13 protein-coding genes are annotated in these 15,632 nt (G+C 60.8%); 9 read left to right on the forward strand and 4 right to left on the reverse strand.

Annotated features, from left to right (window positions below; all coding sequences use genetic code 11):
- Positions 1-30: 30 nt before the first annotated feature.
- Entirely contained in the window at positions 31-945 is a 915-nt protein-coding gene (locus HB680_RS13050) for a LysR substrate-binding domain-containing protein (protein WP_213939043.1), read from the forward strand.
- On the opposite strand, the gene HB680_RS13055 is transcribed toward HB680_RS13050, so the two are convergent.
- Positions 883-2,118 (reverse strand): MFS transporter, encoded by a 1,236-nt coding sequence (locus HB680_RS13055; protein WP_213939044.1) that lies wholly within the window; start codon positions 2,116-2,118, stop codon positions 883-885. The genes HB680_RS13050 and HB680_RS13055 overlap by 63 nt on opposite strands.
- Before the next feature lie 431 nt (positions 2,119-2,549).
- Between HB680_RS13055 and HB680_RS13060 the strand changes: the two genes are divergently transcribed.
- The 7 genes from HB680_RS13060 (at position 2,550) to HB680_RS13090 (ending at position 10,983) form a co-directional block, all read left to right on the forward strand.
- Entirely contained in the window at positions 2,550-3,491 is a 942-nt protein-coding gene (locus tag HB680_RS13060; protein ID WP_213939045.1) for a LysR substrate-binding domain-containing protein, read from the forward strand.
- A gap of 294 nt (positions 3,492-3,785) precedes the next feature.
- Positions 3,786-5,210, forward strand: coding sequence for an aldehyde dehydrogenase (aldA, locus tag HB680_RS13065; protein ID WP_213939265.1), 1,425 nt, complete (start codon positions 3,786-3,788; stop codon positions 5,208-5,210).
- Positions 5,211-5,403: 193 nt separating this feature from the next.
- On the forward strand, positions 5,404-6,723 hold the full coding sequence (locus HB680_RS13070; protein ID WP_213939046.1) for an MFS transporter: 1,320 nt from the start codon (positions 5,404-5,406) through the stop codon (positions 6,721-6,723).
- A gap of 1 nt (position 6,724) precedes the next feature.
- Complete coding sequence (locus HB680_RS13075; RefSeq protein WP_213939047.1) at positions 6,725-7,942, forward strand: mandelate racemase/muconate lactonizing enzyme family protein; 1,218 nt, start codon at positions 6,725-6,727, stop codon at positions 7,940-7,942.
- 166 nt (positions 7,943-8,108) lie between these two features.
- Positions 8,109-9,716 (forward strand): GMC family oxidoreductase N-terminal domain-containing protein, encoded by a 1,608-nt coding sequence (locus tag HB680_RS13080; protein WP_213939048.1) that lies wholly within the window; start codon positions 8,109-8,111, stop codon positions 9,714-9,716.
- A 112-nt stretch (positions 9,717-9,828) separates the two neighbouring features.
- Positions 9,829-10,236: a response regulator gene (locus HB680_RS13085; protein WP_213939049.1), complete on the forward strand. Its 408-nt coding sequence runs from the start codon at positions 9,829-9,831 to the stop codon at positions 10,234-10,236.
- Between the two features lie 78 nt (positions 10,237-10,314).
- Positions 10,315-10,983: an HAD-IA family hydrolase gene (locus HB680_RS13090; protein ID WP_213939050.1), complete on the forward strand. Its 669-nt coding sequence runs from the start codon at positions 10,315-10,317 to the stop codon at positions 10,981-10,983.
- 122 nt (positions 10,984-11,105) lie between these two features.
- On the opposite strand, the gene HB680_RS13095 is transcribed toward HB680_RS13090, so the two are convergent.
- On the reverse strand, positions 11,106-11,765 hold the full coding sequence (locus tag HB680_RS13095; protein WP_213939051.1) for an isoprenylcysteine carboxylmethyltransferase family protein: 660 nt from the start codon (positions 11,763-11,765) through the stop codon (positions 11,106-11,108).
- A 204-nt stretch (positions 11,766-11,969) separates the two neighbouring features.
- Positions 11,970-12,908, reverse strand: coding sequence for a GlxA family transcriptional regulator (locus tag HB680_RS13100; protein ID WP_213939052.1), 939 nt, complete (start codon positions 12,906-12,908; stop codon positions 11,970-11,972).
- 126 nt (positions 12,909-13,034) lie between these two features.
- Here HB680_RS13100 and HB680_RS13105 point away from each other — a divergent pair, with 126 nt between their 5' ends.
- A complete protein-coding gene (locus HB680_RS13105; RefSeq protein ID WP_213939053.1) occupies positions 13,035-13,826 on the forward strand; it encodes an SDR family oxidoreductase in 792 nt (263 codons plus the stop codon).
- 432 nt (positions 13,827-14,258) lie between these two features.
- Here HB680_RS13105 and HB680_RS13110 read toward each other — a convergent pair whose 3' ends face one another.
- Positions 14,259-15,566, reverse strand: a complete 1,308-nt coding sequence (locus HB680_RS13110) for an OprD family porin (protein WP_213939054.1) — start codon at positions 15,564-15,566, stop codon at positions 14,259-14,261.
- Between the last annotated feature and the right edge of the window lie 66 nt (positions 15,567-15,632).

The raw sequence follows: 15,632 nt of genomic DNA on the forward strand, positions 1-15,632 counted from the left end.
TGATCGAATCCATCGGCAGGGGCGATAGTTATGTCGGGCGAACTGGATGGGACCTTACTTAAAGTCTTTGTCGCGATTATCGAGTGCCACGGGTTTTCCGCGGCCGCCGAACGCCTGCATAAAACCCAATCGACCGTCAGCCAGAGTTTGCAGCGGCTGGAAGAGATCGTCGGAACGCCACTGGTACAACGCACCAGTCGTTCGGTGGGCCTGACCCCCGGCGGCGAAACCTTTTTGATCTACGCCCGGCAGATCCTCAAGCTGCACGCCGATGCGATCAACGCCGTGCAGTTGCCCGACGAGCAGGTGTGCATTCACGTCGGCATGCCCGAGGACTATGCGCAGTTCTGCCTGGCCGGGGTCTTGCGGGACTTCCAGGCGCAGTTTCCCCAGGTGCGGCCGGACATTTGTTGCGAGATGTCGACCGCGTTGGTCAGCCGCTTGCAGCGCGGCGAACTGGATCTGGTGCTGGGTGTGCAGCACGCCAATCTGCAGCCGGGGGAATACCTGTGCGACGAGCCGCTGGTGTGGGTGGCCGCTGAAGGGTGGCGCGCCGGCAAGCACGAATCGGTGCCGTTGGCGGTGTATGCCGAGGGCTGCGCCTTCCGCGCTAACGCGGTGCGGGCGCTGGCCGAGGCCGGGCGGCCGTGGCATGTGGTTTACACCAGCCAGAGTCCGCGCGGCATCGGGATTGCGATTGAACAGGGGCAGTCGGTGGGCGTCACCGCGCGCCGCTTGGTGCCGCCGGGGTGGCAGGTGCTCGATGAGGCCCAGGGCTTTCCACCGATCGACCCGGCGCGGTTGATGGTCTGGCGTTCGACTCAGTCTCAGGCGTTGCCGGTCGAGGCGCTGGTGGACATTCTCTGCCGTGAGCTGGGCCGTTCAGACCTGTTGGCCCAACGCGGGCTCGCGGCGTTGACGACGGGCCATCAACCGCAGCAATAACAGGCTGGCCGCCACCCAGCAGATGATCCAGCCATGCACCAGAGCAAATTGCCCGGTGGCTTGCAGCAGCCAGCCGCAGAGCCAGTTGGCGGTGGCGCTGCCCAGGCCGTAGCCGACCATGCTCAGGCTCACCACTTGCAGGCTGTGCACCGGGCTCAATCGTGCGCTGAGGTAGGCGGCCATCAAGCCCCAGACCGGGAAGTAAAACAGTGCGAACAGCCCGGCCGCCAGCCAGGTCAGGCCCAGGGTCGGCTGCCAGAGCAGGGCCAGCATCGCCAGGCCGAAAGCGCTGATACTCAACGCCATTACCCGCAGCGCGCCCCAGCGATCCGCCAATGAACCGAGTAGCAAACCACCGACGACGCCGCCGATGCCGATCAGCGTCCACAGCGATCCGGTGATCTGCGCGTTGGCCCCCAGGCGTGCGCTGGCAAACGCCGAGAGGAAGTTCAGGAACGGTCCGCTGATGGCGCCGATAAAAGCACTGAGCAGCAGAATGTGCAGCGCCACCGGGTGCTCGAGGCACAGGTGCAGCCATTGCCTGAGGACTCGGCGCAGCGACGGCGCGCTGCTGGATGTGTGGTGTTGTTGCGCTGCGAGCGGGGCCAGGGCCCAGAAGGTCAGCAGGGTGACGATCAGCGTCAAACCGGCGCAGATCAGCCAGAAGTGCCGCAGGGAGATGCCGTGCAATAAAGCGATCAGCACACCGTTGAGGCAAATCGCAAACGCCGCCCCCGACGATGCCAGCCCCAGCACGCGGCTGCGGTGGGAGGCCGAGATCACCTCGCCGGTCAGCGCCGCGATAGCGTTCCAGTTCGACACCGCGCAGGCCGAGACCAGCGCCAGGCATAGCGCAAATGGCAGCACCCACGGCGTGGCGACGGCCAATGCCAACAGCAACGGGCTCAAGGCCATCGTCAGGCGCACCATGTTGCGCGGGCTGATCCACGCCGCCGCGATCCCGCTGACAATCGACGTGCCCATATAGAACAGCTGCAACAGCGCCGCGATGAGCGCGGCCTGGCTGTAGCTCAGTCCAAATGACTGACGGATCTCGGGCAATAACGCCGAATACAGAAAGATGCTGAAACCGTGGGTAGTGGCGTTACAGGCCGTGAAGATAAGCGCCAACAGGCCAATACTTCTAGCGGGTGACTTAATAACAGATGGCATGTATTTGGCTCGGATTAATTGCAACAGGATGGAGCGAAGTTGCAGGGTTCGCCCTATGTAAGTGCATTAGTGCATGGCGGGATTTAATGGGAGTCAGACTAGCGTTTATATAAATAAAACGGCCAGTGCTTAATAGTCATGAGTGTGCGGCGAAATACTCATGCTATTTATACGTCAGCGACAGTTTCCCAATCAAAAAACGACCCCCGCTGATACAACGCAGATCAAATGTGGGAGCGGGCTTGCTCGCGAAAGCGGTGTGTCAGCCAAAACAAGGTTGCCTGATACACCGCTTTCGCGAGCAAGCCCGCTCCCACACAAAGCATCCGCTTCAAATCACCCCGCACAACACAAAAATGCATGTTACTCAGGAAATTTCCCACAAGCCGTGGGATGCTTGGCGCTCGTCAGCCCTTGCGCGAGTCCTGTTCATGAAACGCAAAATGCCCGCGCTCAATGCGCTCAAAGCCTTCGAAGTGGCCGGCAGCACCGGCAGCTTTACCCGGGCGGCGGAGTTGCTCAACGTCACCCAGAGTGCGGTCAGCCGACAGGTGCGCCAGCTCGAAGAACAGCTGGGCGAGAACCTGCTGGAGCGCCGGCATCATCACCTCGAACTGACCAGCGCCGGCCGGGTGTTGCTGCGGGCACTGCACCAGTCTTTCGACAAGATTGAGCTGACGGTGCGCAGCATCCAGCAGAAATCCCACGCCAATCGCCTGCACATCAACGCGCCGCCAACCTTCACCAGCCGCTGGTTGATGCCACGCCTGGGACGCCTGCGGGAGAAGCACCCGGAACTGGAGTTGAGTATCACCACCCGCCTGCAGGACAGCCTCGCGGAAACCAGCACTCTAGACTGTGCAATCCGTTTTGGCGATGGCGAATGGGATGGTTTGGACAGCTCGCTTTTGATCCAGGAGCGGCACATCGCGGTGTGCGCGCCGTCCTTGTATGCGCGGGAGTGGAGCGAGGGCGGCATCGACCTCAATCGCCTGACGCTGCTGCATGTGCTGGCCCGGGAAGACCAGCGCTACTTGACCTGGAAACACTGGCTGGACGCGGCGAAAATCAGCGGCGTCGACACCCAGGGCGGCTATGAATTCGACCTGCTGGACCTGGCGATTCGCGCCGCCACCGACGGCTTGGGCATCACCATTGCCGACTGGCACATGGTCGCCCCGGAGCTGGCCAGCGGGCAGTTGACCCAAGTGCTGAACGTGCACGTGGAAGGGCATCAATCCTACTGGCTGGTAACCCGCCCGGAGCAGACCGAAATGCCGCAATTGCAGGTGTTCAGCCAATGGTTGCAGGAAGAAATCTGGTTGGCGCAAAGGCAGCTGGAACCTTCTACGGCGGCGTCTTCTGGAAGTTGAGTTTGCCTTTAGAACCACCCCGCACCCCAGCCCTCTCCCCAGAGGGGAGAGGGGGGCCGACCGAGTTGTTTGGACACGTTACATCGACCTGAAATGTCTCGCCGAACTCGGGTTTGAACAGCATGAAGATCGGCTCCCTTTCCCCTCTCCCCTCTGAGGAGAGGGCTGGGGTGAGGGGGCGATCTCACTAACCTGCATTTTTCGAATGTTCCCCCGCTCAATAAATCGTTTGTTCAACCCGTCCCGGATGCCAAGACTGCATGAACTGGATAAAAACAACGATGGGCGATGCACATGCGACTCGAGCGAAACTTTGTAAACGGTCACTTCATTGAGCCTGCCAGCGACGCGCTGATTGCAGTCTACAACCCGGCGACCGAAGCCTTGGTCGGCCATGTCTCGGCGGCCACCGGCGCTGAAGCCACTGCCGCTGTCGATGCTGCCGCCGCTGCGCAGAAGGTCTGGGGCAAGCTCACCAGCATCGAACGCGCCGAGCACCTGCGCGCATTCGCCGATGCCCTTGAAGCCTGCGCCGAAAACATCGGTGCAGCCCTGGCCGCCGAATCCGGCAAAAGCGTTGCCGACGCCAGCAACGAAGCCCGTTATGGCGCGCAGATCACCCGTTACCACGCCGAGTGGGCGCGGCGGATCGAAGGCGAGATCATTCCCAGCGACAGCCCCAACGAAAACCTCTTTCTGCACCGCGAGCCGATTGGCGTGGTCGCCTGCCTGATTCCGTTCAACTACCCGGTCTACACCTTGCTGCGCAAAATCGCCCCGGCGCTGATTGCCGGCAACACCGTGGTGGTGCGCCCGAGCAACAACACCCCGACCTCGGCCTTCGAAATCGCCAAGGCTGTACAGCAATCGGGAATGCCCGCCGGTGTGGTGAACATCCTGACCATGGACCACGCGACCGCGGCGGCGGTGTGCACCCATAAAGCAGTCGGTCTGATCACCCTGACCGGCAGCGTCAACGCCGGGCGCATCGTGCTCGATTACTGCAAGGCCAACATCGCCAAGCCGTCCCTGGAACTGGGTGGCAAGACCCCGGCGATCATCGAAGCCGACGCCGACCTTGAAGCCGCCGCCAGCGCCATCGTGGCTTCCAAGACCACCCACTGCGGCCAGTTGTGCACGGCGGTGGAGCGGGTCTACGTGCAGGAAAGCGTCTACGAGCAGTTCCTCGCATTGTTGAAATCGAAAATCAGCGCCGTGCAGTTTGGCGACCGCGCCACCGATGCCAGCGTGATGGGCCCGTTGGTCAACGCCAGTTCCCGGCAGAACATCCACGCCATGGTCGAGCGCGCCGTCGCCGACGGTGCTGTACTGGAAACAGGCGGTTTTATCCCCGAAGGCCACGGTCATTTCTATCCGCCGACCCTGCTCAGCGGCTGCCGCCAGGACATGGAAATCATCCAGGAAGAAATCTTCGGCCCGGTGTTGCCGGTGCTCAAGTACCGCGACATCGACGAAGCGCTGGCCATGGCCAACGATCACCAGTTCGGCTTGTCCTCGGTGCTGTACACCGAGAACTACCGCACCACCATGAAAGTCGCCAACGCCATCGAGGCCGGCGAGTTGTACGTCAATCGCACCCCGGCCGACCCGTACCAGGGCTTCCACGCCGGGTGGAAACGCTCCGGTCTGGGCGGCGATGACGGCAAGCACGGCATGCTCGAATTCACCCAGACGCGATTGGTGGTGATGAAGTACTGATTCATCCGGAACACGCCTCCCGCTTATGTGGGAGCGGGCTTGCTCACGAAGACGGTGTGTCAGTCGACACATCAATGGCCTGACACACCGCTTTCGCGAGCAAGCCCGCTCCCACATTTGCCTGAGTACACCTGAGTTATATAAAAATAATTATTGGGGCACCCGGACCACCGGGTTGCCCGAGGTCACTTAGATGTCCAAGCCTGCAACCACTGTTGCCGCTGTTCAGGGTTCGAACGCGGGTTCAACAAGCCACAGTGACAAGGGAAGTCGCTATTTCCAACTGATGCTGCTGGTGCTGGCCGCCGGGGCGATCTACCCGATCCTGTACCTGCGTCAGGTCTACCAGACCACCATGCTCGAAGTGTTCCAGATCAACCACAGCGAGCTGGGTTATCTGTACTCGATGCTCGGGACGATTTTCCTGCTCAGCTACTTGCCGAGCGGCTGGCTGGCGGACCGGATTGCGCCACGCTTTCTGATTTTCTTTTCGCTGGTGGCCACCGGAGCCCTGGGGCTTTGGTACTCCACGGCGCCATCGATGACCGGTCTGATGATCATCTTCGGTTGCTGGGGCCTGACCACCGGCCTGACGTTCTGGGCCTCGGTGCTCAAGCGGGTGAAGATGATTGCCCATCACACGGAACAAGGCCGGTTCTTCGGCATCCTCGACGGCGGTCGTGGCCTGGTGGAAGCCTTGCTGGCCACGGTGGCGCTGGGGCTGTTTGCCTTTGCCACCGAAACCCGTGGCGAGTCCGCCGCTGAAGGTTTCAAGCACGTGGTTTACCTCTACGCCTTCACCTGTATTGCCATCGGCTGCGTGCTGGTGCTGATCAAGGACCCGAAGTCGATGGAAGACACGGCGGCGGTGGAGAAGGGCAAGTACAACCTGCTCACGGACCTGACGACCCTGGTGAAAATCCCTGAGCTGTGGCTGGTGACGGCCATCGTGTTCTGCGGTTACCACATCTTCTGGGCCACCTACAGTTTCTCCGATTACCTGCAGGGCGGTGGCATGACAGCGGTCATGGCCGGCACCATCACCACCATCAAGTTGTGGATGCGCCCGATTGGCGGGATCGGCGGTGGCTGGCTCGGTGACAAGTTCTCGAACATCTCGGTGCTGATCGTGGCGTTGTTCTGCGCGACGTTGGCGATGGTCGGCCTGATCGTGTTCCCGGCGCTCAACAGCATGGGCTTGCTGATTGGCACGGTGATTTTCATCGGCCTGATGACCTACGCGATTCGCGGTCTGTACTGGGCGATCCTCGACACCTGCAACATTCCGCTGCGCATCACCGGCCTGGCCATCGGCATTGTCTCGGTGGTCGGTTACCTGCCGGACGCCTTTATTCCCTTGATCAACGGCTACCTCACCGAACATTTCCCCGGTGCCTTTGGTTACAAGCTGTATTTCGGCTACATCGCCTTCGTCGGCCTGCTCGGGACCCTCGCGGCCCTGACCCTGCGCGCGCGTGTCAATCGTCAATCTTTGAACAAAGCAGGTGCCTGAGATGAAAATCGTCGCCCTTGAAACCCATATCGTTGCCGTACCGCCACCGCACATCGGCGGCATGTACTGGCTGTTCGTCAAGCTCAAGACCGATTGCGGCATCGAAGGCGTGGGCGAAATCTACGCCGCGACCTTCGGCCCCAAAGCCATGCTGCCGATCATCGAAGACGTGTTCGAACGCTACCTGCTCAACCACGACCCGCACCACATCGAGCGCTTTTTCCGCCAGGCCTATTCCAGCGGTTTCACCCAGCGTCCGGACCTGACCATGATGGGGGTGGTCAGCGGCCTGGAGATGGCCTGCTGGGACATCATCGGCAAAGCGGCGAACAAACCGGTCTACGAATTGTTGGGCGGCAAGGTCAACGAGCGCCTGCGTTCCTACACTTACTTGTACCCGGTCAACAGCCAGGGTGAGTACGACTACGACGACCCGGACCTAGCTGCCGAGTGTGCTATCGAAAACATGAACAAAGGCTTTACCGCCGTGAAGTTCGACCCGGCCGGGCCGTACACCGCGTACTCCGGGCACCAGATTTCCCTGGAAGTGCTGGAGCGCTGCGAAACCTTCTGCCGCAAGATCCGCGAAGCGGTGGGCGACAAGTGCGACCTGCTGTTCGGCACCCACGGCCAAATGGTCCCGTCGTCGGCAATTCGCCTGGCCAAGCGCCTGGAGAAATACGATCCGCTGTGGTTCGAAGAACCGGTGCCGCCGGGTCAGGAGGACGCCATGGCGCAGGTCGCGGCCAAGACCACGATCCCGATTGCCACCGGCGAACGGCTGACCACCAAGTACGAATTCTTCAAGCTGTTGCAGGCCGGCGGTGCGTCCATCCTGCAAATGAACGTCGCTCGCTGCGGCGGCCTGCTGGAAGCCAAGAAAATCGCGAGCATGGCCGAGGCCTATTACGCGCAGATCGCGCCGCACCTCTACAACGGGCCGATTGGCGCGGCGGCGAGTTTCCAGTTGGCGACCTGCACGCCGAACTTCCTGATCCAGGAAAGCATCATGACCTGGGGCGGTTTTCACGCCGAAGTCCTGACAAAGCCGCTGCAATGGGAGGACGGCTACATCATCCCGTCCACCGAGCCGGGCCTGGGGGTGGAGCTGAACATGGACGTGGTGCGCAAGCATTCGCCGTACACCGGTGAGCGTCTGCACCTGCAAATGGCGCCGACCCCGGCCGACGTCAAAGACACATCGCCGGCCAGGGGCTGACGGGAGAGGGCGCCATCCCCCCGTAGGAGCTGTCGAGTGCAACGAGGCTGCGATCTTTTGATTTTTTAAAAAGCAAGATCAAAAGATCGCAGCCTCGTTGCACTCGACAGCTCCTACGGGGGGAGGCGCGCAGTTTTTTGGATAACGACTTACGCGGTAACCGTGCATGACATACGACTACATCATCGCTGGCGCAGGCGCCGCCGGCTGCATCCTCGCCAATCGCCTCACGGCCTCGGGCAAGTACTCGGTGTTGCTGCTGGAAGCGGGCGGCAAGGACAGTTCCCTGTGGTTCAAGATCCCGGTCGGCTTCGCCAAAATGTATTACAACCCGACCTTCAACTGGATGTACTACAGCCAGCCGCAAAAGCAGCTCAACAACCGGGAAATCTATGCCCCGCGCGGCAAAGTCCAGGGCGGATCGGGGTCGATCAACGCCATGGTCTACGTGCGTGGCCAGGCCCATGACTTCGACGATTGGGCCGCCAGCGGTAACGACGGCTGGGGCTTCAAGGACGTGCTGCCGTACTTCCGCAAACTGGAAAACCATCCGCTGGGCGACAGCGAATACCATGGCGGCAGCGGACCGATCAGCATCACCCCGATGAAAGGCCAGACTCACCCGATCTGCGACGTGTTCCTCAAGGGCTGCGACGAACTCGGCTATCCCCACAGCGACGACTTCAACGGCCCGAAATTCGAAGGCTCGGGCATCTACGACGTCAACACCAAGGACGGCCAGCGCAGTTCCAGCAGCTTCGCGCATCTGCACCCGGCCCTGAGTCGGCCGAACCTGACGGTGGAGCATTACGCCCTGGTAGACCGCATCTTGTTCGATAACGACCGTGCGACCGGGATTTCTGTCACCCAGCACGGCGTGGTCCGCACCTTCACCGCGAAGAAGGAAGTGATCCTCTGCGCCGGGGCCGTGGACACGCCGAAGATTCTGCAATTGTCCGGCGTCGCCGATCAGGCGTTGCTGGCCAGGCACCAGATCCCGCTGGTTAAACACCTGCCGGCGGTGGGGCAGAATCTGCAGGATCACCTGTGCGCCAGTTATTACTACAAGGCCAACATCCCGACCCTCAACGATCAGCTCGGTTCGCTGTTCGGCCAGTTCAAGCTCGGCCTCAAATACCTGCTGACCCGCAAAGGCGCGCTGGCCATGAGCGTCAACCAGGCCGGCGGTTTCTTTCGCGGTGATGACACCCAGGCCAATCCGAACTTGCAGTTGTACTTCAACCCGCTGTCGTACCAGATCCCGAAGAACAATAAGGCCAGCCTCAAGCCCGAGCCGTATTCAGGCTTCCTGCTGTGCTTCAACCCGTGCCGGCCCACCAGTCGCGGGCATATCGAGATTGCCTCGAAAGACCCCCGGGACGCGGCGTTGATCGACCCGAACTACCTGAGCACGCAAAAGGACATCGACGAGGTGATCCAGGGCAGTCGGCTGATGCGCAAGATCATGCAGGCCCCGGCGCTCAAGGGCATCACCGTCGCCGAGGTGTTGCCGGGCCCCGTGGTCGAAAGCGACGAACAGATGTTGCAGTACTTTCGCGAAAACAGCGGTTCGATCTATCACCTGTGCGGTTCCTGCGCGATGGGCGCGGATGACCAGCGCTCGGTGGTCGACAAGCGGTTGAAGGTTCACGGAATTGATGGATTGCGCATTGTCGATGCGTCGATTTTCCCCAACGTGACCAGCGGCAATACCCACGCCGCTGTGTTGATGGTGGCCGAGAAGGGCGCGGATCTGATCCTGCAGGACGCCTGATTTCAACTCTGGTTGTATCAAAAATGAATTTTGGCCCGGTCAGTCGCTCATACCTGATAGGTGGCGGATTTGAGCTGCAAAATCATTTATGCAATCAGGGAGTGGTCGGGTCATGAATCCAATAACAATGGCGGGCAAGTCGTTACCTGGCGGCTTGATTCTGGTGGTGGAGGACGACCCGCTGATTCTGGAGTTTCTCTGCGAAATTCTTCAGGAAGAAGGTTTTGTCGTGCAGCCGCAAATCAGCGCCGATGCGGCAACGCTTTACCTGGAAGAACACGCGGGCAAGGTCCGGCTGTTGCTCACGGACATCACCATGCCCGGCAAACGCAACGGCGCGGACTTGGCCAACGAGTTCGGTGATCGCTGGCCTGACAAGCCGATCATGATCATGTCGGGCTTCGAAACCCCGGAAAGCGCCGGGGTGCGGCATGCGGTTTCCTTTATCAAGAAACCCTGGGCGTTGGGGCAGTTGCTGGATTGCGTGGAAGGGGCCCTGAAGTCGAAAGCGGCTGATTGAGGCCGCTGCGCTCAACGCTGCGCAAATGCTACATTGCCCGACGTACCCGCCTGGCCCCTTGCGATAGGAAGCTGTCTTTTGCCTGCTCAAAAATCCGTTTTCAACGCGCCATACCGCGCCTTTCTGTTCGACATGGACGGCACCGTCCTCAACTCCATCGCCGCCGCCGAGCGCATCTGGACCGCCTGGGCCCTGCGCCACGGGATTGATGTGGCGAAATTCCTGCCGACTATCCATGGCGCTCGAGCCATTGACACGATCAATCGCCAAGGCTTGCCGGGCATAGATGCCGAGGCGGAAGCGGCGTTTATCACCGAGGCGGAAATCGAGGATGTGGAAGGGATTGTCGAGGTCGTCGGCGCGGCGCAATTCTTGAAGTCGCTGCCGGCTGACCGCTGGGCGATTGTCACGTCGGCGCCGCGGGCTTTGGCGTTGCGGCGCATGGCGGCGGCGGGGATTCCCGAGCCTGCGGTGATGGTGACGGCCGAAGAAGTCACGGCCGGTAAACCGGACCCGGCCGGCTATCGACTGGCTGCCCGTCGGCTGGGCTTTGAAGTGACGGAGTGCCTGATTTTTGAAGACGCCACCGTGGGGATTCAAGCGGCGGAAGCGGCGGAGGCTGATTTGCTTGTGATTACGTCGACCCATGATCATCCGATCGAGACGCCGCACGACACATTGGCAGACTACGATTTGGTCGAAGTCCGAGTAGATCCCGACAACCGGATCCGCCTGCATTCCCTCTGATTAACCCCAATCCCCCCTGTGGGAGCGGGCTTGCTCGCGAAGGCGGAGGGTCAGCCACTATCAATGGTGACTGGCACGACGCCTTCGCGAGCAAGCCCGCTCCCACATTGATTGATGGTGAGTCAGTAGATTCCGGGGATAAGCCGCCAGGTCTTGCCGCAATAGTCCTCATATTCCTGGCCAAACTGCGTCCGCAACAGCGCCTCTTCCGAACGAATCCGCGCAATCAACGGAATTAACGTCAACGCCGCCAGAATCAGCCCCACCCCCGAACGAAACGCCAGCGCCCAGCCAATGCCAATGACCATCAGCCCCAGGTAACTGGGATTGCGCAAGGTGCGGTAAATCCCGTCGGTCACCAGCGTGTGCCCCGGCTGAATCGCCACCAGCCCACTGAAGCGCTTGCCCAGCACGAACACCGGCCACAATCGCAAGGCACCGCCGAGGATGAACAGCAACGCGCCGAGCCAGCGCATGCCTTCGCCGCCAAAGGTCCAGAAGTCGATGCGGTCGGAGTAGGCTGGCAAATACCCGCTGAGCAGTCCGATGATCCCGAACACTGGCAGCACCCAGCGATTGGCCCGGTCTTCCCGTTCACCGGAACTCAGGTTGACCTCGGTAAACAGCGAGGCAATTGCCATCACCACGGTCGCCAACGCCACCACCACCAGCGAGCCATGGGCAAAGAACGCCGCAAGCCCGCCCAACCCCCATACCGCCAGGCCAAGGTAGGCGAGGGTGGACACGACGGCGAAAAATGCCAGTTTGGGTGAGATGTTCATGGCTAGCTCCACACAGTGCTTATATCCAGTGTAGATACCGTATTGAGTCGATGATCCACTTGTGGCGAGCGAGAACCCTGTGGGAGCGGGCTTGCTCGCGAAAGCGGTGTGTCAGTTGATGGAGATGTTATCTGACACGACGCCTTCGCGAGCAAGCCCGCTCCCACAGGGTTCTCGCTCGCCACAAAATGTGGGGCGCCGTGATTACGCCGATCTGGCATTGCGCCTGATGACTTGCGGCGGTTGCCCAAACGCGCGCAAAAACGCTTCCCGCATCCGTCGCCGATCACTGAAACCGCTTTCCTCGGCAATCTGATCCAGCGTCAATCGTCCCCGTTCCAGCATCTGCCGCGCCGCTTCCAGGCGCAGGTTTTCAATGGCTTTGGCCGGCGATTGCCCGGTTTCGGCACGAAACGCCCGGCTGAATTGCCGTGGACTGAGCCGTGCGACATCCGCCAGTTGTTCTACCGACAGCGCTGACGCCAGGTGTTCCCGGGCATAACCGAGCACGGTCTGGATGCGGTCGGATTTCGGCTCCAGTTCCAGCAACGCCGAATGCTGCGACTGACCGCCTGCGCGGCGGTGGTACATCACCAGTTTCTGCGCCACGGACCTGGCCAGTTCGGCGCCGTGGTCCTTTTCGACCATGGCCAGCGCCAGGTCGATACCGGCGGTCATGCCCGCCGAAGTCCAGATCGAGCCGTCGATGACAAAGATCCGGTCTTCCTCGACCTTGATCGTCGGAAACCGCGCTTGCAACTCCCGGGCATACGCCCAATGGGTGGTGGCGCGGCGGCCCTCAAGCAATCCGGCCTGGGCCAGCACGAACGCCCCGGAGCAAATCGACGCCGTGCGCCGCGCGGTTTTCAGGCTGTCGCGCACATACGTCAGCACCGCATCGGGTGCCTGCTCGAGGATGGCATCGCCACCCACCACAATCACGGTGTCGAACACCCGCTCATCGAACGCTTCCGTGCCGACGCTCAATCCACCGGACGCGCGCAACGTGCGGCCATCTTCGGACAATACGCTGACTTCATACAAGGTTTCACCGGCACTGAAATTGGCGTACTCAAACACCGGCATGGCCGCCAGCGCCATGGACTGGAAGCCTTCGAACACCACAAACGCCACGGAAGTCATCGAAAGGTCCTCAAAAAGGTCATGTCCTGAAAACGTACTTTAAACGTCATTTGAGACGTGTGTCATTCCCTTTATAACTGTTCACACCCGGCGAGCTTATCGCCCTCACTGTGAAGGAAACGCGACATGGCACTTTCATCCAAAGGCACCGCCCTGATTACTGGCGCTTCTTCCGGCATCGGCGCGGTCTACGCCGACCGTCTCGCCCGGCAAGGCTACGACCTGATTCTGGTCGCCCGCAGCCAAAGTAAATTAAACGCCCTGGCCAACCATTTGAGCAATGAAACCGGGCGCGCCGTGGAAGTGGTCGCCGCCGACCTGAAAGACAAAACCGACCTGCTGCGGGTGGAAAACATCCTGCGCACCGACGCCAGCATCACCTTACTGGTCAACAACGCCGGGGTCGGTGGGGTCATGCCGCTGCTGGGCAGCCCGGTGGACGACATGGAAGACATGATCACCCTCAACGTCACCGCGCTGATGCGTCTGGCCTACGCCGTGGTACCGGGTTTCGTGGCCCGTGGCGCCGGGACCGTGATCAACATTTCCTCAATTGTTGCCATCGCCCCGGAAATCCTTAACGGCGTGTACGGCGGGACCAAGGCCTTTGTACTGGGCTTGAGCCAGTCCATGCACCACGAACTGGCCGACAAGGGCATTCGCATCCAGGCGGTATTGCCCGGCGCCACCGCGACTGACTTCTGGAGCGAGGCCGGCAACCCGGTGGAAAACCTGCCGCAAGAGATCGTGATGTCGGCCCAAGACATGGTCGATGCCGCGCTGGCCGGGTTGGCGCAGGGCGAAGTGGTGACCATTCCCGGTTTGCATGAAGGTGAGAAGTGGGATGCATACGAAGCACAGCGTCAGGTGTTGAGTGGTTCGTTCGGTCATTCCACGGCAGCCGCACGTTATCGCTGAAACGGTCGGTGCAGGGCAGGGGCCCGCTCCCACAGGAGACTGGGGCTGATCACAAGTCCTGCGTCCACCCGAAATTAAATGTGGGAGCGAGCTTGCTCGCGAAGGCGGTGGGTCAGTCACATTGATTTTGAATGTGCGGATGCTATCGCGGGCAAGCCTTGCTCCTACAGGGGATGAGGGTGATCACACGTTTTGCATCCACACGAGCTCCAATGTGGGAGCGAGCTTGCTCGCGAAGGCGGTGGGTCAGACACATTGATTTTGGATGTGCGGACGCTATCGCGGGCAAGCCTTGCTCCTACAGGGGATGAGGGTGATCACAAATCCTGCGTCCACCCTAGATCCAATGTGGGAGCGGGCTTGCTCGCGAAGGCGGTGGGTCAGTCACATTGATTTTGGATGTACAGACACCTTCGCGAGCAAGCCTTGCTCCTACAGCAGCGGGATGCTGTAGCTCACGATCAGCCGGTTCTGGTCCTGGTTGCGGGAGGCTTCGCTGTTCGATTTGCCGTTACGCCAGCCAAACCCGATCCCTTTCAGCGCGCCGGACTGCAGGACGTAATCCAGGCTGATATCCCGTTCCCATTCCTTCTGGTTATCGCCAGAAATTGTCTTGATGTTGTCGCCGCTCAGGTACATCACCGACGCTTTAAGCCCCGGCACACCCAGTGCCGCAAAGTCATACGCGTACTGACCGAACGACGTGCGCTCGCCCGCGCGGGTGAACGTCTGGATCAGGCGATCGGTATACAAATACAGACTGACCCCGGCAGCACCTTTGTCCGGCAGGGTGCCTTGATTGAGCTGGGTGAAGCCACTGCCACTCGACACGCTTTGATAACCAGCGGTAATCCCATGGCCGCCGAGGCTGTAGATCAGCGCGGCGCTCCAGGTTTTGTTGTCGATCTCGCCATCACCGCCCTCGGTGTAGCCACTGATTTTGTAGCCCGAAGTGCCCGAACCGTTGGCCCCGGACGAATCGGTCTTGAAGTAACGCAGGTCTGTTTTGAGGGATTGACCGTCCGAAATCGCCAGGGTGTGGATCAGGCCAAAAAACTGTTGGGTGTAGTAGTTGTCGAGGTTGGCGTAGTAATACTGCGCGGTCAGGTCCTTGGTGACTTTCCAGTCGCCACCCGCAAAGTCGAACGCATTGCTTTCCCGCGTACCGCCCGTGGCCGCCAGCCCGGTCTGGTCGCTGGAGCCCCGGCCTGTCGCGTGTTCGATTCGACCGCCCGTGAGGGTCAGCTCCTTGAACTCGCCCGACGTGATCTGCCCGCCTTCAAAGGTTTGCGGCAGCAGGCGACCGTCGTTGGACACCAGGATTGGCAACTTGGGCATCAGCGTGCCCAGGCGCAGTTCGGTTTTCGAGACCTTGACCTTGCCAGTCAAGCCCAGCCGGCTCCACTGATCGACAGCGCTGTTATCCGTATCCGATGGAATCATCGAACTGCCCACGTGCCGGCCCTTGCCGCTGTCCAGCGTAACGCCCATCAGGCCCAGCGCATCCACGCCAAAACCCACCACGCCATCGGTGTAACCCGACTTGTAATCGAGCATGAAACCCTGCGCCCACTCTTCGGTTTTCGACGGTGTGGCGGTGCCATCGCGGTTGTCGTTATTGAAGTAGAAGTTGCGCATCCCCAACGTGGCTTTGCTGTCACTCAGGAAATCCGCGTGTGCCTGGGTGCTGAGTGCAATGGCGCTCAACGCGAGGGTTACAGCCGTGCTTTTGTTGCTCATCTAATCGCCCCTATTTTTTTGTAATTCGAATTCAGGAGGGTGGCTCCCGCAGCCTGCGGGAGCGTG

Origin of the sequence: Pseudomonas sp. dw_612 (assembly GCF_018449725.1) — a bacterium.
Lineage (GTDB): Bacteria > Pseudomonadota > Gammaproteobacteria > Pseudomonadales > Pseudomonadaceae > Aquipseudomonas.

Coding starts and splice junctions, on each gene's coding strand:
- HB680_RS13055 (WP_213939044.1), bottom strand. CDS start 2,118: ATGCCATCTGTTATTAAGTCACCCGCTAGAAGTATTGGCCTGTTGGCG.
- HB680_RS13100 (WP_213939052.1), bottom strand. CDS start 12,908: ATGACTTCCGTGGCGTTTGTGGTGTTCGAAGGCTTCCAGTCCATGGCG.
- HB680_RS13110 (WP_213939054.1), bottom strand. CDS start 15,566: ATGAGCAACAAAAGCACGGCTGTAACCCTCGCGTTGAGCGCCATTGCA.
- HB680_RS13075 (WP_213939047.1), top strand. CDS start 6,725: ATGAAAATCGTCGCCCTTGAAACCCATATCGTTGCCGTACCGCCACCG.
- HB680_RS13095 (WP_213939051.1), bottom strand. CDS start 11,765: ATGAACATCTCACCCAAACTGGCATTTTTCGCCGTCGTGTCCACCCTC.
- HB680_RS13060 (WP_213939045.1), top strand. CDS start 2,550: ATGAAACGCAAAATGCCCGCGCTCAATGCGCTCAAAGCCTTCGAAGTG.
- HB680_RS13085 (WP_213939049.1), top strand. CDS start 9,829: ATGAATCCAATAACAATGGCGGGCAAGTCGTTACCTGGCGGCTTGATT.
- aldA (WP_213939265.1), top strand. CDS start 3,786: ATGCGACTCGAGCGAAACTTTGTAAACGGTCACTTCATTGAGCCTGCC.
- HB680_RS13105 (WP_213939053.1), top strand. CDS start 13,035: ATGGCACTTTCATCCAAAGGCACCGCCCTGATTACTGGCGCTTCTTCC.
- HB680_RS13050 (WP_213939043.1), top strand. CDS start 31: ATGTCGGGCGAACTGGATGGGACCTTACTTAAAGTCTTTGTCGCGATT.
- HB680_RS13080 (WP_213939048.1), top strand. CDS start 8,109: ATGACATACGACTACATCATCGCTGGCGCAGGCGCCGCCGGCTGCATC.
- HB680_RS13070 (WP_213939046.1), top strand. CDS start 5,404: ATGTCCAAGCCTGCAACCACTGTTGCCGCTGTTCAGGGTTCGAACGCG.